At 71.7% G+C, this 19,776-nt stretch carries 14 protein-coding genes and 1 tRNA gene; 7 read left to right on the top strand and 8 right to left on the bottom strand.

Features of this window, described 5'->3' with window-relative positions; all coding sequences use genetic code 11:
* Positions 1-2: 2 nt before the first annotated feature.
* Positions 3-845 (top strand): ABC transporter ATP-binding protein, encoded by an 843-nt coding sequence (locus tag ACIOHG_RS06855; RefSeq protein WP_400946214.1) that lies wholly within the window; start codon positions 3-5, stop codon positions 843-845.
* On the top strand, positions 842-1,558 hold the full coding sequence (locus tag ACIOHG_RS06850) for an ABC transporter ATP-binding protein (protein WP_400946211.1): 717 nt from the start codon (positions 842-844) through the stop codon (positions 1,556-1,558). The genes ACIOHG_RS06855 and ACIOHG_RS06850 overlap by 4 nt, the downstream gene beginning before the upstream one ends.
* 65 nt (positions 1,559-1,623) lie before the next feature.
* On the opposite strand, the gene ACIOHG_RS06845 is transcribed toward ACIOHG_RS06850, so the two are convergent.
* The gene (locus ACIOHG_RS06845; RefSeq protein WP_400946209.1) at positions 1,624-2,277 is read right to left on the bottom strand and encodes an ANTAR domain-containing response regulator; all 654 of its coding nucleotides are present in this window, start codon (positions 2,275-2,277) and stop codon (positions 1,624-1,626) included.
* Positions 2,278-2,369: 92 nt separating this feature from the next.
* Here ACIOHG_RS06845 and ACIOHG_RS06840 point away from each other — a divergent pair.
* Both ACIOHG_RS06840 and ACIOHG_RS06835 read left to right on the top strand, forming a co-directional pair.
* A tRNA-Leu gene (locus ACIOHG_RS06840) sits at positions 2,370-2,452 on the top strand.
* Positions 2,453-2,560: 108 nt separating this feature from the next.
* Positions 2,561-3,343: a helix-turn-helix domain-containing protein gene (locus ACIOHG_RS06835; protein ID WP_400946207.1), complete on the top strand. Its 783-nt coding sequence runs from the start codon at positions 2,561-2,563 to the stop codon at positions 3,341-3,343.
* A 56-nt stretch (positions 3,344-3,399) separates the two neighbouring features.
* Here the strand turns inward: ACIOHG_RS06835 and pyk are convergent, their stop codons facing one another.
* Positions 3,400-4,827 carry a pyruvate kinase gene (gene pyk, locus ACIOHG_RS06830; protein WP_400946205.1) on the bottom strand — a complete coding sequence of 476 codons (1,428 nt, stop codon included), beginning with the start codon at positions 4,825-4,827 and terminating at the stop codon, positions 3,400-3,402.
* A gap of 356 nt (positions 4,828-5,183) precedes the next feature.
* On the opposite strand from pyk, the gene ACIOHG_RS06825 reads away from it, so the two are divergent.
* The 3 genes from ACIOHG_RS06825 to ACIOHG_RS06815 all read left to right on the top strand — a co-directional run bounded on the left by ACIOHG_RS06825 (position 5,184) and on the right by ACIOHG_RS06815 (position 8,639).
* Positions 5,184-7,019 carry a bifunctional metallophosphatase/5'-nucleotidase gene (locus ACIOHG_RS06825; protein ID WP_400946203.1) on the top strand — a complete coding sequence of 612 codons (1,836 nt, stop codon included), beginning with the start codon at positions 5,184-5,186 and terminating at the stop codon, positions 7,017-7,019.
* 165 nt (positions 7,020-7,184) lie between these two features.
* Positions 7,185-8,123: a hypothetical protein gene (locus tag ACIOHG_RS06820; protein ID WP_400946201.1), complete on the top strand. Its 939-nt coding sequence runs from the start codon at positions 7,185-7,187 to the stop codon at positions 8,121-8,123.
* A gap of 9 nt (positions 8,124-8,132) precedes the next feature.
* Positions 8,133-8,639: a GNAT family N-acetyltransferase gene (locus ACIOHG_RS06815; RefSeq protein WP_400946198.1), complete on the top strand. Its 507-nt coding sequence runs from the start codon at positions 8,133-8,135 to the stop codon at positions 8,637-8,639.
* A gap of 52 nt (positions 8,640-8,691) precedes the next feature.
* Here the strand turns inward: ACIOHG_RS06815 and ACIOHG_RS06810 are convergent, their stop codons facing one another.
* The 6 genes from ACIOHG_RS06810 to lgt all read right to left on the bottom strand — a co-directional run bounded on the left by ACIOHG_RS06810 (position 8,692) and on the right by lgt (position 19,773).
* Positions 8,692-10,149, bottom strand: coding sequence for an aldehyde dehydrogenase family protein (locus tag ACIOHG_RS06810; protein ID WP_400946196.1), 1,458 nt, complete (start codon positions 10,147-10,149; stop codon positions 8,692-8,694).
* Positions 10,150-10,209: 60 nt separating this feature from the next.
* Positions 10,210-11,079, bottom strand: coding sequence for a helix-turn-helix domain-containing protein (locus ACIOHG_RS06805; protein ID WP_400946195.1), 870 nt, complete (start codon positions 11,077-11,079; stop codon positions 10,210-10,212).
* A 308-nt stretch (positions 11,080-11,387) separates the two neighbouring features.
* Complete coding sequence (locus ACIOHG_RS06800; RefSeq protein ID WP_400946192.1) at positions 11,388-12,848, bottom strand: glutamate synthase subunit beta; 1,461 nt, start codon at positions 12,846-12,848, stop codon at positions 11,388-11,390.
* A complete protein-coding gene (gltB, locus tag ACIOHG_RS06795; RefSeq protein ID WP_400946190.1) occupies positions 12,841-17,436 on the bottom strand; it encodes a glutamate synthase large subunit in 4,596 nt (1,531 codons plus the stop codon). Before gltB ends, ACIOHG_RS06800 begins: the two co-directional genes overlap by 8 nt.
* A 423-nt stretch (positions 17,437-17,859) precedes the next feature.
* Positions 17,860-18,600: a VIT1/CCC1 transporter family protein gene (locus ACIOHG_RS06790; RefSeq protein ID WP_400946187.1), complete on the bottom strand. Its 741-nt coding sequence runs from the start codon at positions 18,598-18,600 to the stop codon at positions 17,860-17,862.
* 198 nt (positions 18,601-18,798) lie between these two features.
* Positions 18,799-19,773 (bottom strand): prolipoprotein diacylglyceryl transferase, encoded by a 975-nt coding sequence (gene lgt, locus ACIOHG_RS06785; RefSeq protein ID WP_400946185.1) that lies wholly within the window; start codon positions 19,771-19,773, stop codon positions 18,799-18,801.
* Between the last annotated feature and the right edge of the window lie 3 nt (positions 19,774-19,776).

The following is a 19,776-nucleotide window of genomic DNA, read 5'->3' as shown; positions in this document are numbered from 1 at the left end:
CCATGACCACCCAGACCGTCCCGGGCCCGCGCCCGGCAGGCACCCCGGGGCCCGCCCCCCTGCTCGAGGCCAGCGGCGTCATCATGCGCTTCGGCGGCCTCACCGCCGTCAGCAACGTCGACCTGACCGTCGGCGAGGGCGAGATCGTCGGTCTGATCGGCCCCAACGGCGCCGGCAAGACCACCTTCTTCAACTGCCTCACCGGCCTCTACGTGCCCACCGAGGGCACGGTGAAGTACAAGGGCACCGTGCTGCCGCCCAAGCCGCACCTGGTCACCCAGGCGGGCATCGCCCGGACCTTCCAGAACATCCGGCTGTTCGCCAACATGACCGTCCTGGAGAACGTCCTGGTCGGCCGGCACACCCGCACCAAGGAGGGCCTGTTCTCGGCCATCCTGCGCGGTCCCGGCTACAAGCGGGCCGAGGCCGAGAGCCGCGCGAAGGCCATGGAGCTCCTGGAGTTCTGCGGCCTCGCCCACAAGGCCGAGCACCTGGCCCGCAACCTGCCCTACGGCGAGCAGCGCAAGCTGGAGATCGCCCGCGCGCTCGCCAGCGAGCCCGGGGTGCTCCTGCTGGACGAGCCCACGGCCGGCATGAACCCCCAGGAGACCAACGCCGCCGAGGAGTTGGTCTTCGCGATCCGCGACAAGGGGATCGCCATCCTGGTCATCGAGCACGACATGAAGTTCATCTTCAACCTGTGCGACCGCACCGCCGTGCTCGTCCAGGGCCAGAAGATCGTCGAGGGCGACAAGGAGACCGTCCAGAACGACGAGCGCGTGATCACCGCCTACCTCGGCACCCCGCTCGAAGGCACCACCGCAGGTACGGAGGACGACCAGTGACCGCTCTGCTCGAGGTCGAGGACCTCCACGTCGCCTACGGCAAGATCAAGGCCGTCAAGGGCATCAGCTTCACGGTGAACCAGGGCGAGGTCACCACGCTGATCGGCACCAACGGCGCCGGCAAGACCACCACCCTGCGCACGCTCTCCGGCCTGCTCCGGCCGACTGCGGGCAAGATCCTGTTCGAGGGCGCGGCGATCGACACCGTTCCCGCGCACAAGATCGTGTCGCTGGGCCTGGCGCACTCCCCCGAGGGCCGGCACATCTTCCCGCGGATGACGATCGAGGAGAACCTGCTCCTCGGCGCGTTCCTCCGCAAGGACGCGGCCGGCATCACCGAGGACGTCGAGCGCGCCTACACGCTCTTCCCGATCCTCGGCGAGCGCCGCCGGCAGGCCGCCGGCACGCTCTCCGGCGGCGAGCAGCAGATGCTCGCCATGGGCCGCGCGCTGATGTCCCGGCCCAGGTTGCTCATGCTGGACGAGCCCTCGATGGGCCTGTCCCCGCTGATGATGCAGAAGATCATGGCGACCATCGTGGAGCTGAAGGCCTCCGGCATGACCGTCCTGCTGGTCGAGCAGAACGCGCAGGCCGCGCTCTCGCTCTCCGACCGGGCGTACGTGATGACCACCGGCGAGATCACCCTCTCCGGCACCGGCGCGGAGCTGCTGCACGACGATTCGGTGCGCCGCCAGTACCTCGGCGAGGACTGACCTCCCGTCAGCACGGTGCCCCGGCCCCCTCGCGGGGGCCGGGGCACCGTCGTGTGCCGGGTGGATCAGCTCTCGGCGGCCTCGGCCTTCTTGCGGTCCTGGGCGGCGCCCTCCTCGATCACGGCCTCGGCGACGGCGGCCATGGTCATCCGGCGGTCCATCGAGGTCTTCTGGATCCAGCGGAACGCGGCGGGCTCGTTCAGCCCGAACTTGGTCTGCAGCACGCTCTTGGCCCGGTCGACCAGCTTGCGGGTCTCCAGCCGCTGCGAGAGGTCCGCGATCTCCTGCTCCAGGGTGCGCATCTCGGTGTAGCGGGAGACCGCCATCTCGATCGCCGGCACCAGGTCGCTCTTGCTGAACGGCTTGACGATGTAGGCCATCGCGCCGGCGTCCCGGGCCCGGTCGACCAGCTCGCGCTGGGAGAACGCGGTGAGCATCAGCACCGGCGCCAGGTGCTGCTCGTGGATCCGCTCGGCGGCGGACAGGCCGTCCAGCACCGGCATCTTGACGTCCAGGATGGCCAGGTCGGGCTTGAGCTCCTCCACCAGCTTCACCGCGGTCTCGCCGTCACCGGCCTCACCGACCACGGTGTAGCCCTCCTCCTCCAGCATCTCCTTCAGGTCGAGGCGGATGAGCGCCTCGTCCTCGGCGATGACGATTCGGGTGATCTGGGGCGAGTCGGTGTCAAGCGGCTGGGCCTGCTCGTCGGCGGTGCTCACGGGGCTCCTCGGTCCGGCGGGGTGCTGCATGCACGAGCCTACCCAGCTGCAACCGGGAGCGCGCACAGGGTATCCTTCTCCCACCCGCCCTCGCCGGGTTGGTGGAACGGCATACACGGATGTCTCAAACACATCTGCCCGAGAGGGCTTGCGGGTTCGAATCCCGCACCCGGCACGCACGATGACTTTTCGATCAAAGGGCAGGACTGCCGACGGCTCACCTTTTGGGGTGAAGCCCGGCAAGTCAGCCCCTCGCGGGCCTCCTACCGGCGAAGCTGTCGCCATGGTTGAGCGATCGATCCGGGACCAGGCGACCCACCTGCTGCGACAGGGGGTCCCGAACGCCGACGTCGCCCGGAGGCTGTGCGTGCCGAGCGGCACGGTCGCGTGGTGGAAACACCGCGACCTGGCCGGACGGGGCATGCTCCCCGGCCGGAAACGGTCGACCTGCCCTCGCTGCTTCGGCGATCCCCTCGACGGCCCCGCCTACTGCTACCTCCTCGGCCTCTACCTCGGGGACGGCCACATCGTGCACCCCGCGCAGCACCGCAGCCCGGCTCTCTCGATCAGCTGCGACGACAAGTGGCCCGGGGTGGTGGACTCCGTCGAGCGGGCCATGCGCGTGGTGCTGCCCCACAACCGGCCCTGCCGAGTCCGCCGTACCGGCTGCCAGGACGTCAAGGTCTACTCGACCCACCTGGTCTGCCACTTCCCCCAGCACGGTCCCGGGAAGAAGCACGAGCGCCCCATCGTCCTCGAGCCCTGGCAGCAGGAGCTGGCCGACCGCCACCCCTGGGAGCTGCTGCGCGGGCTGATCCACTCCGACGGCTGTCGGATCACCAACCGGGCGACCCGGACGGTGCGCGGCGAGGTCCGGCGCCACGCATACCCGCGGTACCTCTTCACCAACACCTCGCCCGACATCGTGCGGCTGTTCACCGACACCCTCGATGCCGTCGGCGTGCCGTGGAAATCGAACCGGCGGGCGTCCGGAGCGGTGAACGTCTCGATCGCCCGCCGGGCCGCCGTGGAACTCCTGGACGCGCACGTCGGCCCGAAGGACTGATGGTGCGGGCGGGCCGGAGGGGCCGCCCCGAACGGGGCGGCTCCTCCGGGGCGGGGTCAGTTGGCGGGCTGGCCGACGTGGTGGACCCGGACCAGGTTGGTCGAGCCGGCCAGGCCGGGCGGGGAGCCGGCCGTGATGATCACGGTGTCGCCGGGCTTGCAGCGGCCCAGGCCGATCAGCGCGGAGTCGACCTGGGCGACCAGTTCGTCGGTGGTGGTGACGAACGGGCCGAGGAAGGTCTCCACGCCCCAGGTGAGCGCCAACTGGCTGCGCACGGCGGGCTCGTAGGTGAACGCCAGGACCGGGATCGGCGAGCGGTAGCGGGTCAGCCGGCGGGCGGTGTCGCCGCTCTGGGTGAACGCGATCAGGTACTTGGCGTTCAGGAAGTCGCCGATCTCGGCGGCCGCGCGGGCGACCGCGCCGCCCTGGGTGCGCGGCTTGCTGCTGGCGGTGAGGGCGGGCAGGCCGGCCGCCAGGACGTCCTCCTCGGCGGCCTCGACGATCCGGGCCATCGTCTTCACCGTCTCGACCGGGTACTTGCCGACCGAGGTCTCGCCGGAGAGCATCACCGCGTCGGTGCCGTCCAGCACCGCGTTGGCGACGTCGGAGGCCTCGGCGCGGGTCGGCCGGGAGGCGTTGATCATCGAGTCCAGCATCTGGGTGGCGACGATCACCGGCTTGGCGTTGCGCTTGGCCAGCTTGATCGCCCGCTTCTGGACCATCGGCACCTGCTCCAGCGGGAGTTCGACGCCCAGGTCGCCGCGGGCGACCATGATGCCGTCGAAGGCGTCCACGATGGATTCGAGGTCCTCCACCGCCTGCGGCTTCTCGATCTTGGCGATGACCGGGATCCGGCGGCCCTCCTCGGCCATGATCCGGTGCACCTCGTCGACGTCCTTCCCGCTGCGCACGAACGACAGCGCGATGATGTCGGCCCCGGTCCGCAGGGCCCAGCGCAGGTCTTCGACGTCCTTGTCGGAGAGCGCGGGCACCGAGACGGCGACCCCGGGGAGGTTGAGGCCCTTGTGGTCGGAGACCAGGCCCCCCTCGATGACGATGCAGTGCACCCGGGGGCCCTCGACGTGGGTGACCTCCAGGCAGACCCGGCCGTCGTCGACCAGGATCCGCTCGCCGCGCGAGACGTCCGCGGCGAGGCCCTTGTAGGTGGTGCCGCAGATCTCCCGGTCGCCCGGGACGTCCTCGACGGTGATGGTGAACTCGTCCCCGCGTTCGAGCAGGACCGGCCCGTCGGCGAAGGTGTCCAGCCGGATCTTCGGGCCCTGCAGGTCGGCGAGCACGCCGACGCTGCGGCCGGTCTCGTCGGAGGCCTTGCGGACCCGGTGGTAGCGGTCTTCGTGCTCCGCGTGGGAGCCGTGGCTGAGGTTCAGTCGGGCGATGTCCATGCCGGCGTCGACCAGGGCCTTGATCTGGTCGTACGAGTCCGCGGCGGGCCCGAGAGTACAAACGATTTTTGCTCGGCGCATACCGCAGAGCCTAGGCATTACCGGGACGTAACAGCGCGGTTCCGGCCAGTCCCGCCATGGCAGTTGGCGAAATATCCGGTGAACGGACCACGCTGCCGCGGCGGGTGGCGGGAGGGTGGTCCGCGGCCCGCGCCGTTGACGCACGCGCGTGCGGTCGGAGCGGGCGCCGTCACGGGTGGGTAACCGGGATCTCACCTGTTGGAAAGCTCGCGGGTCTGGTCCCGGCGGCGAGAACCGGGCAGACTGCCAGACGCGTTTTCTACGCGCGTCACCACGGGTGGCGGGGTGTCAGCTGCCCTCCTCCCGGTCCCGGTTGACGGCCCGCACGCCCCGCATGCCCCGACTTGGAGTCCTCGATGACCCTGAACCGCCGTGACTTCGTCACCCGCTCCGCCGCCACCGCGGCCGGGGCCGCCCTGGTCGGCGGCCTGTCCGCCGCCGCGGCCACCCCCGCCACGGCCGCGGACCTCGACCGGGACGAGTCCCACGGCCGGGGCCACGCCCCGTTCAAGGCGAACTTCACCGTGATGGGCACCACCGACCTGCACGGCCACGTCCTCAACTGGGAGTACTTCACCGACTCCGAGTACGACGACAAGGCGCACAACGACGTCGGCCTGGCCAAGATCTCCACCCTGGTCGAGCAGGTCCGCGCGGCGAAGGGCCGCGGCCGCACCCTGCTGATCGACGCCGGCGACACCATCCAGGGCACCCAGCTCGCCTACTACTTCGCCCGGGTCGAGCCGATCACCGGCAAGAAGGCCCCGCGCCACCCGATGGCCGCCGCGATGAACGCGATCGGCTACGACGCCGCCGCCCTCGGCAACCACGAGTTCAACTACGGCATCCCGCTGCTGCGCGCCTACCAGGGCCAGTTGGACTTCCCGCTGCTGGGCGCCAACGCGCTGGACGCCAAGAACGAGAAGCCGGCCTTCCCGCCGTACGTGATCCGCGAGCTGCACCTCGGCCACGGCCGCCCGATCCGGGTCGGCATCCTCGGCCTGACCAACCCGGGCATCGCGATCTGGGACAAGGCCAACGTGCAGGGCAAGCTGACCTTCCCGGGCATCCCCGAGATCGCCGCCAAGTGGGTGCCGAAGGTCCGCGCCGCCGGCGCCGACGTGGTCGTGGTCACCGCCCACACCGGCATCGACGACCCGTCCTCCTGGGGCGACCAGCTGCCCTACGCGGAGAACGCGGGCGCCGCGCTGGCCGCCACCGTGCCGGGCATCGACGCGATCCTGGTCGGCCACGCCCACAAGGAGATCCCGCAGCGGATCGTGGTCAACCAGCAGACCGGCAAGAACGTCGTGCTGTCCGAGCCCGCGCTCTGGGGCGAGCGGCTGACCTGCTTCGACTTCGAGGTCGAGTTCTCCCGCGGCCACTGGACCGTCACCGGCGTGACCGCGAGCCTGCTGAACTCCAACACGGTCGCCGAGGACCCGAAGATCACCAAGCTGGTCGAGGCCCAGCACCAGAAGGTCGTGGCCTACGTCAACCAGGTCATCGGCACCTGCAAGGAGAACCTCTCCATCGCCGAGGCCCGGTTCAAGGACACCCCGATCATCGACCTGATCGGCCGGGTCCAGGCCGACGCGGTGCGCACCGCGCTGGCCGGCGGCCAGTACGCCAACCTGCCGGTGCTGGCCCAGGCCGCCCCGTTCAACCGGACCGCCGCCATCCCGTCCGGGCAGGTCAAGCTGCGCGACGCGGCCGGCCTGTACATCTACGAGAACACCCTGGAGGCCCGCCTGCTGACGGGTGCCCAGATCAAGGACTACCTGGAGTACTCCGCCAAGTACTACGCCCAGGTCGCCCCGGGTGCGCCGATCAACCCGGACACCCTGACCAACCAGTCCAACAACACCCCCGACTACAACTACGACTCGCTCTACGGCGTCAGCTACGACATCGACATCGCGCAGCCGGTCGGCAGCCGGATCGTCAACCTGTCGTACCAGGGCGCCCCGGTCGACCCGGCCGCGCAGTTCGTCCTGGCGGTCAACAACTACCGCGCCAACGGCGGCGGCAACTTCCCGCACGTCGCCAAGGCCCAGCAGGTGTGGGCGAACTCCGACGAGATCCGCAACACCATGATCGCCTGGGTGAAGGCCAAGGGCGTCATCGACCCGGCCGACTTCTTCGGCAAGAGCGGCTGGCGCCTGGTCCGGGCCGGCGTGCCGGTCTTCTAGTCCCTCAGTTCCTCAGTTCCTCGCGTGCGGGGGCCGTTCCGGATCGCCGGGGCGGCCCCTGCGGCATTTCCCCCGGCACCGTTTCCCCGGCACCCCGGGAACCGGTCCGCCGGGTGCCCCGTCCAACTCCCGTCAACGGAACGGCCATTGAACGGGGGACGCGCGATGCGCGGACGGATCACCATCCTGGCGGCGGCACTGGGGGCGCTACTGCTGAGCGGCTGCGGGTCGGGCGGAGCGGCGGGGCTGGCCGGACCCGGCGGAGCGCCACTGCCCACGCTGCTCACCGCCGGGCCCGAGGTGCGGCCCGCCACCGGTTCGGCCGCCGAGCAGGCCGCCCGGGTGGCCGCGGCCTGGCCCGGCTCGGCCGCGCAGCAGACCTGGGAGCACGGCTACTACCCGATCGACGCCCCTGCGGAGTGGCTGCCCGCCGACGCCTTCCACGGCGGCGCCGACAAGGCCGCCTACCTCAACGGGCACCTCGACCTGCGCACCGCGCTGCCGGTCTCGGTCTCCGGCCTCTCCGAGGTCCGGTTCGCCGACGGCTCGACCCTCGCCCTGCCGCAGCGCTCCGCCCAGGACGTGCTGGACGGGCTCACCCACCACGACGGCGCCTGCTCCGGGGACTGCGGCGCCCGGCTCGCCGTCACCGCCGTCCGGCCCGGCACCGCCGAGGTCACCACCAGCCGGGGCCGGGCCACCATCGGCACCTGGGAGTTCACGATCGAGGGCTACGCCGCGCCGTTCCGCTACCCGGCCGTGCTCCCCCAGCAGCCGCCGCCCGCCACCGTCCCGACCTGGTCCGGCGACGGCATCGGCACCGGCCTGCGCTCGGTCTCCGCCGACGGGCTGGTGCTCACCGCGGGCGTCCCGTTCGGCTGCGCGACGCTCGACCCCGGCACGGTCTACGAGACCGACCTCGCGGTGGTGCTGATCGGGCACGCCACCCCGCGCAGGCTCGGCCCGCACGAGGCGTGCACCATGGCCCTGTACTCGGCCCCGGTCGAGTTCCGGCTCTCCCGCCCGCTCGGCACCCGGGTGGTCCTCGGCCTCGCCGACGGGCGGCCGCAGGTCCCGCTGACGGCCCTGGTCCGGCCGCAGTAGCCTGCTGTCGTGCCGACCACCACCGACCGCCTGCTGCTGCGCCCCTGGGGCCCGGCCGACCGCGACCGCGCGTACGACCTCTACTCCCGCTGGGAGGTGGCCCGCTGGCTGGGCGCCGAGCCGCGCGCCCTCGCCTCGCCGGCCGAGGCCGACGCCCTGATCGGGCGGTTCGCCGCCCGCTGCACGCCGGACGGCCGGTTCGGCGTCTGGGCGGTCGAGGTCCGGGAGACCGGCGTGGTGGCGGGCTCGGTGCTGCTGGTGCCGATCCCCGGCGGCGACGGCGAGGTCGAGGTGGGCTGGCACTTCCACCCGGACAGCTGGGGCCGCGGCTACGCGACGGAGGCCGCCCGCGCCGTCCTGGAGCGGGCCGCCCTGCCCGAGGTGCACGCCGTGGTCCGCCCCGGCAACGCGCCCTCGATCGCCGTCTGCCGGCGCCTGGGCATGACGCCGCTGGGCCGCACCGACCGCTGGTACGGCACCGAGCTGGAGGCTTTCGTGCTCCGCACGGAGCACTGAACTCCCGGGCAGGGCCGCACCGTTGACGGTGCGGCCCGACCCGGGCGGAGGGTCAGAACGGGAACTGCGAGCGCCCGTGCTGGATCGAGATCCACTTGACGGTGGTGAACGCCTCGATGCTGCTGTCGCCGTTGAGCCGGCCGGTGCCGGAGCTCTTCTCGCCGCCGAACGGGACCACCGCCTCGTCCGCGATGGTGCCGTCGTTGACGTGCATCATGCCGGTGTCGATCCGCTGCGCGAACCGCACGCCGCGCTCGACGTCCGCGGTGTGCACGGCGCCGGAGAGCCCGAAGGGCGTGTCGTTGGCGATCCGGACGGCCTCGTCCTCGCCGTCGAACGGGATCAGCAGCGCGACGGGGCCGAAGACCTCGCGGCGCAGGATCGGCGCGTCGGCCGGGATGTCGGTCAGCACGCTGGGGCGGACCAGGGTGCCGACGGTGCTGCCGTGCAGCAGCGGGCGGGCGCCGTCGGCGATCGCCCGCTCGACCTCGCCGGTGATCGCCTCGGCCTGGGCCGAGTTGATCAGCGGGCCGAGCTGGGTGGCGGGGTCGCCCGGGTCGCCGACCACCAGGGCGGCGGCCTTGGCGGTGAACTTCTCGCTGAACTCGGCGAAGACGCTGCGGTCGACCAGGATGCGGTTGGCGGCCATGCAGATCTGGCCCTGGTGCAGGTAGCGGCTGGCCACCGCGGCGTCGACCGCGTAGTCGAGGTCGGCGTCGTCGAGCACCACCAGGGCACTGTTGCCGCCGAGTTCGAGCACGGTGCGCTTGAGGTGGCCCGCGGCGACGGTGGCGACGTGCCGGCCGACCGAGTCGGAGCCGGTGAAGGAGATCACCTTGGGCACGGGGTGCTCGATGAAGGCGTCGCCGATCTCGGCGATGTCGGTGAGCACGACGTTGAGCAGGCCCGCGGGCAGGCCGGCCTCCTCGAAGACCTTGGCGATCAGGGTGCCGCCGGTGACGGGGGCGTCCTGGTGCGGCTTGAGGACGACGGCGTTGCCGAGGGCGAGCGCGGGGGCGACGGCCTTCAGCGAGAGGAACACCGGCGCGTTGAACGGGCTGATCACGCCGACCACGCCGACCGGGAGCCGGTAGAGCCGGTTCTCCTTGCCGGGCACCGGCGAGGGCAGGATCTTCCCCTCGGCGCGCAGCGCGAGCGAGCCGGCCTCCCGCAGCATCTCGCGGACCAGGGAGAGTTCGAAGGCGGACTTGAGCAGGGTGCCGCCGAGTTCGGCGGTCATCGCCCGGAGGATCTCCTCCTCGCGCTCCTCGACCACCCGCAGGGCCCGTTCGAAGACCAGCCGCCGCTCGTAGGGGCTGGTGGCGGCCCAGGCGGGCTGGGCGCGCTCGGCGGCGCGGTAGGCCTGGTCGATCTCCTCGGCGGTGGCCACCGTGAAGGAGGCCAGCTTCTCGCCGGTGTAGGGGTCGAGGTCGACGATGTCCCAGGAGCCGGTGCCCGGCCGCCATTGGCCGTCGATGTACTGCTGGGCGAGTTCCGCGATCAAGGACATCGAGAGGACCCTTTCGGCGCTGATGATCATCTACTGACGGATCATCATCTTAATTGCGCACTAGCCCTCTTGGAGGATCTCCGCGAGAAGCGCCCTGGTTCCGTCCTCGGACAGCGCGGCCGCCGCGACCCGGTCCAGCGCCGCGGCGTACTCCTCCACCTCGGCCGGCTTGTCCAGGTACAGCGCGGTGGTGAACTGCTCGACGTAGACCACGTCCGCGAGGTCCGGCTCGGGGAAGCAGAGCAGCGTGAACGCCCCGCTGTCGGCCGCCAGCGCGCCCATCCCGAGCGGCAGCACCCGCAGGCTGATGGTCTCCCGCAGCGAGAGCTCGGCCAGCCGCTCCAGCTGGGCGCGCATCACCCCCTCGCCGCCGCACGGGCGGCGCAGCGCCGTCTCGTCCACGATCAGCTCCAGCCGGGCCGTGGTGTCGGCCGCCAGGTAGCGCTGCTGGCGGCGCAGCCGGACGGCGGCGCGGCGCTCGATCTCCTCCTCGGGCGCGGCGGGGCTGCCGGCCCGCATCACGGCGTGCACGTACTCCGGGGTCTGCAGCAGGCCCGGGACGAACTGCACCTCGTAGCTGCGGACCAGGTTCGCCGCGTCCTCCAGGTTGAGGTACGTCTGGAACCAGCCGGGGATGACGTCCCCGTAACCGTGCCACCAGGCCGGGGTGTTGGTCTCGCCGACCAGGCCGAGCAGGGCGGCCCGGGACTCCTCGTCCTCCACCCCGTACAGCGTCAGCAGGTCCGCGACGTCGCGCTGCTTGAAGCCGACCCGGCCGAGCTCCATCCGGCTGATCTTGGACTCCGAGGCCCGGATCGAGTAGCCCGCGTCCTCCCTGGTCACGCCCCGGGACTCGCGCAGGCGGCGCAGTTGGGCACCCAGCTGGATGCGACGCGCGGTCGCACCGCTGCCCGTCTGCAGGCCAGTCATGCAAACCTCCGCCCCGGAGCGACCGTCGGAATCCCGTGGGATGCAGTCTGCCACTGCGCGGCGACACTCCGCGAGGGCCTTCCGGTATTTGGCCAAGCCGTTGTGGTCGCCCGGGTTTCGCCGCCGGTCAGGACAGCGCCGGGAGCACGTCCGGCAGTGCGGCCCGGGAACGACAGCGACGCCTGCCCTTACCTGGTCGGGGAATGGGCAGGCGTCGTAATAACCGGTCCCGGCGGCTCTGGCGGGTCGGTGTCTGTCGGCCGTGGCCCCCGTGCGGGGGGCCCGGGCGTTCTGGGGGCGGTGGTCGGTCAGACCACCAGGGGACGGTCGGTCGGCTTGATCGGGGCGGGGAGCGGGGTCTTGCCACCCAGGTACTTGTCGACCGCCGCGGCGGCCGAGCGGCCCTCCGCGATCGCCCAGACGATCAGCGACTGACCGCGACCGGCGTCACCGCAAACGTACACCCCGTCGACGTTGGTGCCGAACTTGCCGTCCCGGCCGACGTTGCCGCGGGCGTCGAGCTCGACGCCCAGCTGCTCGACCAGGCCGTTCTTGACGTCGGTGCCGGTGAAGCCCATGGCGAGGGTGACCAGCTGGGCCGGGATCGACCGCTCGCTGCCGGGGACCGGCTCGAACTTGCCGTCCTTGAACTCGACCTCGACCAGGTGCAGTTCCTGGACGTTGCCGTCCTCGTCGCCCGCGAAGTGGGTGGTGGAGACGGAGTACACCCGCTCGCCGCCCTCCTCGTGCGCGGAGGTGACCTTGTAGGTCATCGGCATGGTCGGCCAGGGCTGGCCCGCCGGGCGCTCCTCGGAGGGCCGCGGCATGATCTCCAGCTGGGTGACCGACAGCGCGCCCTGGCGGTGCGCGGTGCCGACGCAGTCCGCGCCGGTGTCGCCACCGCCGATGACGACCACGTGCTTGCCCTTGGCCGAGATCGGGGAGTCGACGTAGTCGCCCTCCTGGACCTTGTTGGCCAGCGGCAGGTACTCCATCGCCTGGTGGACGCCGTTCAACTCCCGCCCGGGGACCGGGAGGTCGCGGGCGGTGGTGGCGCCGGCCGCGATCACGACCGCGTCGAAGCGCGCGCGCAGGTCCTGGCCGGTGATGTCGACGCCGGCCTCGACGCCGGTGCGGAACCGGGTGCCCTCCGCGCGCATCTGCTCGATGCGGCGGTTGATGTGGCGCTTCTCCATCTTGAACTCGGGGATGCCGTAGCGCAGCAGGCCGCCGATCCGGTCGGCGCGCTCGTACACCACCACGGTGTGGCCGGCCCGGGTGAGCTGCTGGGCGGCGGCCAGGCCAGCCGGGCCGGAGCCGACCACGGCGACGGTCTTGCCGGACAGCCGCTCCGGGACCTGCGGGGTGACCCCGCCGCGGTCCCAGGCCTTGTCGATGATGGTGACCTCGACGTTCTTGATGGTCACCGCGTCCTGGTTGATGCCGAGGACGCACGCCGACTCGCACGGGGCCGGGCACAGACGGCCGGTGAACTCCGGGAAGTTGTTGGTGGCGTGCAGCCGCTCGATCGCGCCGGTCCAGTCGTCCCGGTAGGCGAGGTCGTTCCACTCGGGGATCAGGTTCCCGAGCGGGCAGCCGTTGTGGCAGAACGGGATGCCGCAGTCCATGCAGCGGCCGGCCTGCTTGCTGATGATCGGAAGGAGGCTGCGCTCGACGTAGACCTCGTTCCAGTCCCGGAGCCGGACGTCCACCGGACGGCGCTCCGCGAGCTGCTTGGGCGTGGTCAGGAAGCCCTTGGGGTCAGCCATGTGCCGCCTCCATCATCTTGCGAGTGGTGTCGGCCTCGGAGAGGCCGTCGCGCTCGGCAGCGTCCTTGGCGGCGAGCACGGCCTTGTAGTCGGTCGGCATGATCTTGGAGAAGCGGGAGACGCCGCTGCCCCAGTCCGCCAGGAGCTCGGCGGCGACGGTGGAGCCGGTCTCCTCGTAGTGCTGCTGGACGGTCTCGCGCAGCCACTCGCGGTCGTCGGCGCTCGGGGCCTCGATGCCCACCATGCCGCTGTTGACGTTGGCCGGGCGGAGGTCGAGCACGTAGGCGATGCCGCCGGACATGCCCGCCGCCAGGTTGCGGCCGGTCTCGCCGAGGATCAGCACCCGGCCGCCGGTCATGTACTCCAGGCCGTGGTCGCCCACGCCCTCCACCACCAGGGTGGCGCCGGAGTTGCGGACCGCGAACCGCTCGCCGGCCTTGCCGCGCAGGTGGATGCGGCCCGAGGTGGCGCCGTAGCCGATGGTGTTGCCGGCGATCACGTGGTTCTGCGCGTCGGCGCCGATCGCGGCGGCGTCCCGGGCGGGACGGACCACGATCACGCCGCCGGACAGGCCCTTGCCGACGTAGTCGTTGGCGTCGCCCTCCAGGCGCAGCGTCACGCCGCTGGGCACGAAGGCGCCGAAGGACTGGCCGGCCGAGCCGGTGAAGGTGACGTCGATGGTGCCCTCGGGCAGGCCCGCGCCGCGGTACCGCTTGGTGACCTCGTGGCCGAGCATGGTGCCGACGGTGCGGTTGACGTTGCGGATCGGCAGCTGGATGCGGACCGCCTCGCCGCGCTCCAGGGCGTCCTCGGCCAGCTCGATCAGCTGGTTGTCGAGGGCCTTGTCGAGGGCGTGGTCCTGCTCGGTGGTGCGGTGCAGGGCCGCGCCCTCGGGCAGCTCGGGGACGTGGAACAGCGGGGCCAGGTCGAGTCCGGCGGCCTTCCAGTGGTCGACGGCGGCCTGGGCGTCGATGTGCTCGGCGTGGCCGACGGCCTCCTCGATCGAGCGGAAGCCCAGCCCGGCGAGGATCTCGCGGACCTCCTCGGCGATGAACTCGAAGAAGTTGACCACGAATTCGGGCTTGCCGGTGAAGCGCTCGCGCAGCACCGGGTTCTGGGTGGCGACGCCGACCGGGCAGGTGTCCAGGTGGCAGACCCGCATCATGATGCAGCCGGAGACCACCAGCGGGGCGGTCGCGAAGCCGAACTCCTCGGCGCCCAGCAGGGCGGCGATGACCACGTCGCGGCCGGTCTTCAGCTGGCCGTCGGTCTGCACCACGATGCGGTCGCGCAGGCCGTTGAGCAGCAGGGTCTGCTGGGTCTCGGCAAGGCCGAGCTCCCAGGGGCCGCCCGCGTGCTTGAGCGAGGTGAGCGGGGAGGCGCCGGTGCCGCCGTCGTGGCCGGAGATCAGCACCACGTCCGCGTGCGCCTTGGAGACGCCGGCCGCGACCGTGCCGACGCCGACCTCGGAGACCAGCTTCACGTGGACGCGGGCCTGCGGGTTGGCGTTCTTGAGGTCGTGGATCAGCTGGGCCAGGTCCTCGATGGAGTAGATGTCGTGGTGCGGCGGCGGGGAGATCAGGCCGACGCCCGGGGTCGAGTGCCGGGTCTTCGCCACCCACGGGTAGACCTTGTGGCCGGGCAGCTGGCCGCCCTCGCCGGGCTTGGCGCCCTGGGCCATCTTGATCTGGATGTCGTCGGCGTTGACCAGGTACTCGGAGGTGACGCCGAACCGGCCGGAGGCGACCTGCTTGATCGCCGAGCGGCGCTCGGGGTCGTACAGGCGCTCCGGGTCCTCGCCGCCCTCGCCGGTGTTCGACTTGGCGCCGAGCCGGTTCATCGCGATCGCGAGGGTCTCGTGCGCCTCCATCGAGATGGAGCCGTAGGACATCGCGCCGGTGGAGAACCGCTTGACGATCTCGGAGACCGGCTCGACCTCCTCGATCGGGATCGGGGTCCGGCCGAGGGCGTCCAGCTGGAACAGGCCGCGCAGCGTCATCAGGCGCTCGGACTGGGCGTTCACCCGGTCCGTGTACTGCTTGAAGACGTCGTAGCGCTTGGTGCGGGTGGAGTGCTGGAGGCGGAACACGGTCTCCGGGTCGAACAGGTGCGGCTCGCCCTCGCGGCGCCACTGGTACTCGCCGCCGATCTCCAGCGCGCGGTGCGCGGCGGGGATGCCGGAGGCCGGGTAGGCCTTGGCGTGGCGGGCGGCGGTCTCCTTGGCGATCTCGTCCAGGCCGATGCCGCCGAGCTTGGTGGTGGTGCCGGCGAAGTAGGCGTCCACCAGCTCCTGGGAGAGGCCGATGGCCTCGAAGACCTGCGCGCCGCGGTAGGAGGCGACGGTGGAGATGCCCATCTTGGACATCACCTTCAGGACGCCCTTGCCGAGCGCCTTGATCAGGTTCTTGATCGCCTTCTCGGGCTCGATGCCCGACACGAACACGCCCTGGGCGACCAGGTCCTCGACCGTCTCCATGGCCAGGTACGGGTTGACCGCGCCGGCGCCGTAGCCGACCAGCAGCGCGACGTGGTGCACCTCGCGGACGTCGCCGGCCTCGACCAGCAGCGACACCTGGGTGCGCTGCTTGGTGCGGATCAGGTGGTGGTGGACCGCCGAGGTGAGCAGCAGCGACGGGATCGGCGCGTGCTCGGCGTCCGAGTGCCGGTCGGAGAGGACGACGATGCGGGCGCCGTCGGCGATCGCGGCGTCGGCCTCGGCGGCGATCTCGGCGAGCCGGGCGGCCAGGCCCGCGCCGCCGGCCGCGACCTTGTACAGGCCGGAGAGCGTGACGGCCTTCAGGCCGGACTGGTCGCCGTCGGCGTTGATGTGGACGAGCTTGGCCAGCTCGTCGTTGTCGATCACCGGGAAGGTGATGCCGACCGAGCGGCAGTGCGCCGGGGTGGCGTCCAGCAGGTTGCCCTCGGGGCCGAGGTTGCTGTGCAGCGAGGTGACCAGCTCTTCGCGGATCGCGTCCAGCGGCGGGTTGGTGACCTGGGCGAACAGCTGGGTGAAGTAGTCGAACAGCAGGCGCGGCTTCTCGCTGAGCGCGGCGATCGGCGAGTCGGTGCCCATCGAGCCGAGCGCCTCGCCGCCGGTCTTCGCCATCGGCGCGAGGATGACCCGCAGCTCCTCCTCGGTGTAGCCGAAGGTCTGCTGACGGCGCGTCACCGAGGCGTGGGTGTGGGCGATGTGCTCGCGCTCGGGGAGCTTGGCGAGCTGGATCTGCCCGGCGGCGACCCACTCCTCGTAGGGGTGCTCGGCGGCGAGGGCGGACTTGATCTCCTCGTCCTCGACGATCCGGTGCTCGGCGGTGTCGATCAGGAACATCCGGCCGGGCTGCAGGCGGCCCTTGCGGGTGACCTTCTCCTGGTCGATGTCGAGCACGCCGACCTCGGAGGAGAGCACGACCAGGCCGTCCTCGGTGATCCAGTACCGGGCCGGGCGCAGGCCGTTGCGGTCCAGGACGGCGCCGATCCGGGTGCCGTCGGTGAAGGTGACGCAGGCCGGGCCGTCCCAGGGCTCCATCAGGTTGGAGTGGTACTGGTAGAACGCGCGGCGGGCCGGGTCCATGGTGGCGTGGTTCTCCCACGCCTCCGGGATCATCATCAGCACCGCGTGCGGCAGCGAGCGGCCGCCGAGGTGGAGCAGTTCCAGCACCTCGTCGAAGGACGCCGAGTCGGAGTGGTCCGGGGTGCAGACCGGGAAGATCCGGTCCAGGTCGCCGGGGATCAGGTCGGTGGCGAGCTGGGACTCCCGGGCGGTCATCCAGTTCCGGTTTCCCTTGACCGTGTTGATCTCGCCGTTGTGCGCGACGAAGCGGTACGGGTGGGCGAGCGGCCAGGACGGGAAGGTGTTGGTGGAGAAGCGCGAGTGCACCAGGCCGATCGCGGAGGCGTAGAGCCGGTCCGACAGGTCGGGGAAGAAGGGCTCCAGCTGGCCGGTGGTCAGCATGCCCTTGTAGACCAGGGTGCGGGCGGAGAGCGAGGGGAAGTACACTCCGGCCTCCCGCTCGGCGCGCTTGCGCAGCACGAAGGCGACCCGGTCCAGCTCGATGCCGGTGCGCTCCGCGTGCGTGACGAACAGCTGCCGGAAGCGCGGCATGGCGGAGCGGGCGGTGGCGCCCAGCAGGTCGGGGGTGACGGGGACGTCGCGCCAGCCGAGGACGGTCAGGTCCTCCTCGGCCGCGATGACCTCGATCCGGGTGGCGGCGGCCGCGGCGGCCGCGTCGTCCTCGGGGAGGAAGGCGATGCCGACGGCGTAGCCGCCGGCGGCGGGGAGCTCGAAGTCGACCTTGGCGCGCAGGAAGGCGTCCGGGACCTGGGTCAGGATGCCCGCGCCGTCGCCGGAGTCCGGCTCGGCGCCGGTGGCGCCGCGGTGCTCCAGGTTGCGCAGCACGGTCAGCGCCTGCTCGACGATCTTGTGGTCGGCGATGCCGGTCAGCGTGGCCACGAAGCCGACGCCGCAGGCGTCGTGCTCGTTGCGCGGGTCGTACAGACCCTGGGCCTGGGGGCGCGCGTCCGGAACGAGCGCGTACGGGCCGGCGGCCTTCGCGTTCTCGTGGCCGGAGGGCGTGGATGCGGACAGCATCGGCTCTCCCGTCGTCGTAAACAGTTGCTCTATGCAAAGGGACGACGTTGGCCCTGATGCGATTTCGTGCAGGTTACATGATGCCCAACAAGCCGGGAAGTGGGATTCGTCGTCCACATCCCGGACATAATCCGCAGGTCACGGGGCGGATGGGGGGAGGCGCAGCGTCGCGCGTCCCCACCAGTGTGCCCTTCGCCCGAGCGGGCGAAACAGGGGCGAAACGCTCCCGTCGCACTTGTCCGGCGGCGTCGACCTGCGATTCCTCGGTGGACCGTCGGCCCGGAGTGGGAATGTGCGGGTCGGTGACCGGATGTCGAGACCAGGGCAAGGCGGCCCCACTGGGCGCTGTGCGGAACATCACTCGCTCCGCAGCATAACCATGCAGTGTTATGGGTTTTCGTACAGGCCCGTCCGGGTGGCCGGTCAGCCGACCGCCCCGCCGATCAGCCGGCCCAGCAGGTAGGTCACGCCGGCCGCGGAGGCGCCCAGCACCAGCTGCCGCAGCCCGCTGTACCACCAGCTGCGGGCGGTCACCCGGGCCACCACGGCGCCGCAGGCGAACAGGCCGAGCACCGCCAGCAGCGCGGCCGGCCAGATCGCGGTGGCGCCCAGCAGGTAGGGCAGCACCGGCAGCAGCGCGCCGAGCGCGAAGCAGCCGAACGAGGAGGCGGCGGCGACCAGCGGCGAGGGCAGGTCGTCCGGGTCGACGCCCAGCTCCTCGCGGGCGTGCACGGCCAGCGTGGTCTCCGGGTCGGCGGACAGCTGGCGGGCCACCTCGCGGGCCAGCTCCGGGTCGACGCCCTTGGCCACGTACAGCTGGGCCAGCTCGGCCAGCTCGCCCTGCGGGTTGCGCCGCAGCTCCAGCCGCTCGGCCTCCAGCTCGGCCTCGACCAGCTCGCGCTGGGAGGCCACCGAGGTGTACTCGCCGGCCGCCATCGAGAAGGCACCCGCCGCCAGGCCGGCCAGACCGGTCAGCACCACGGTGCCCGGGGCGGCCGCGCCGCCGACCACGCCGGTCATCAGCGCGAAGTTCGACACCAGGCCGTCCATCGCGCCGAACACGGCCGGGCGCAGCCAGCCGCCGTTGACGTCCCGGTGGTGGTCGGCGTCGGGTATCCGGGCCTGCGGGCTCTCGGTGGGCTGATCGGTGGTGACGGTGCTCATGCGGCGGCTCCCCTTCCGGGCACGGCGGATCCCCCTGGCCGCGCGTCGGCCGGGCTCGGGTGGACCGGTGCCCTTCGAACCTAGCCGTTCCACCTGCGGCGTTCCAGCAAAGTAAGCCTGCCCAAAGGCAGTTGGGGCCGCCCCCGACCGGATCGACGGGAACGGCCCCAGCGGTGGGCGACTCGCTTGCTCAGGTGCTCAGGACGGCTTCTCGACGTCCTTCGGGGTGCTCTGCGCGGCCTCGACGGAGGTCTCTGCGGGCTCCTCTGCGGGAACGTCCGCGGGCTCGGCGGACTCTGCGGGCTCGGCGGACGCCGCGGCGGCGGCCTCGGCGCGCTCCTTGGTGGCCTGCGGGTCGATCGCGTCCGGGTCCTCCCGGCCGGGGCGGAGCCTGCCGGTGAGGACGAAGGCGACGATCGCGCCGACGAAGACCAGGATCGCGGTCCAGTCGTTCAGGCGGAGGCCGAAGAAGCGGTGCGCCTCGTCGATCCGCAGCCACTCGGTCCAGAACCGGCCCACCGTGTAGGCGGCGACGTACAGCCAGAACGCCCGGCCGTGGCCGAGGGTGAAGCGCTTGTCGGCCCAGATCACCAGGACGGCGACCAGCACGCACCAGAGCGACTCGTACAGGAAGGTCGGGTGGAAGACGCCCTTGATCACCTCGCCGTTCGGCAGGGTCTTGTCGATCTCCAGGCCCCACGGCAGCGTGGTCGGGCGGCCGTACAGCTCCTGGTTGAACCAGTTGCCCCAGCGGCCGCAGGCCTGGGCCAGCGCGATGCCGGGGGCGATCGCGTCGGCGTAGGCGGGCAGCGGGACGCCGCGGCGGCGGGCGCCGATCCAGGCTCCGACCGCGCCGAAGGCGATCGCGCCCCAGATGCCGAGGCCGCCCTGCCAGATCTTCAGCGCGTCGATCGGGTGCTTGCCCTCGCCGAAGTACAGCTGGTTGTCGGTGATGACGTGGTAGAGCCGGCCGCCGACCAGGCCGAACGGCACCGCCCAGACCGCGATGTCGCCGACGGTGTGCTTGCCGCCGCCGCGGGCGACCCAGCGCTTGCTGCCGAGCCACACGGCCACGACGACACCGATGATGATGCAGAAGGCGTAGGCGCGCAGCGGGATCGGCCCCAGGTCGAGGACGCCCCGCGACGGGCTCGGGATGTATGCGAGTTCCATGGC

This window comes from Kitasatospora sp. NPDC088134, from assembly GCF_044741705.1.
Classification (GTDB): domain Bacteria; phylum Actinomycetota; class Actinomycetes; order Streptomycetales; family Streptomycetaceae; genus Kitasatospora.
This window is presented reverse-complemented; position numbering and strand designations above follow the sequence as displayed.

Bases quoted from the DNA above. Each gene is read 5' to 3' on its own strand.
- ACIOHG_RS06855 (WP_400946214.1), top strand. From the start codon at position 3: ATGACCACCCAGACCGTCCCGGGCCCGCGCCCGGCAGGCACCCCGGGG.
- ACIOHG_RS06835 (WP_400946207.1), top strand. From the start codon at position 2,561: ATGGTTGAGCGATCGATCCGGGACCAGGCGACCCACCTGCTGCGACAG.
- pyk (WP_400946205.1), bottom strand. From the start codon at position 4,827: ATGCGCCGAGCAAAAATCGTTTGTACTCTCGGGCCCGCCGCGGACTCG.
- ACIOHG_RS06825 (WP_400946203.1), top strand. From the start codon at position 5,184: ATGACCCTGAACCGCCGTGACTTCGTCACCCGCTCCGCCGCCACCGCG.
- ACIOHG_RS06820 (WP_400946201.1), top strand. From the start codon at position 7,185: ATGCGCGGACGGATCACCATCCTGGCGGCGGCACTGGGGGCGCTACTG.
- ACIOHG_RS06810 (WP_400946196.1), bottom strand. From the start codon at position 10,149: ATGTCCTTGATCGCGGAACTCGCCCAGCAGTACATCGACGGCCAATGG.
- ACIOHG_RS06805 (WP_400946195.1), bottom strand. From the start codon at position 11,079: ATGACTGGCCTGCAGACGGGCAGCGGTGCGACCGCGCGTCGCATCCAG.
- ACIOHG_RS06800 (WP_400946192.1), bottom strand. From the start codon at position 12,848: ATGGCTGACCCCAAGGGCTTCCTGACCACGCCCAAGCAGCTCGCGGAG.
- gltB (WP_400946190.1), bottom strand. From the start codon at position 17,436: ATGCTGTCCGCATCCACGCCCTCCGGCCACGAGAACGCGAAGGCCGCC.
- ACIOHG_RS06790 (WP_400946187.1), bottom strand. From the start codon at position 18,600: ATGAGCACCGTCACCACCGATCAGCCCACCGAGAGCCCGCAGGCCCGG.
- lgt (WP_400946185.1), bottom strand. From the start codon at position 19,773: ATGGAACTCGCATACATCCCGAGCCCGTCGCGGGGCGTCCTCGACCTG.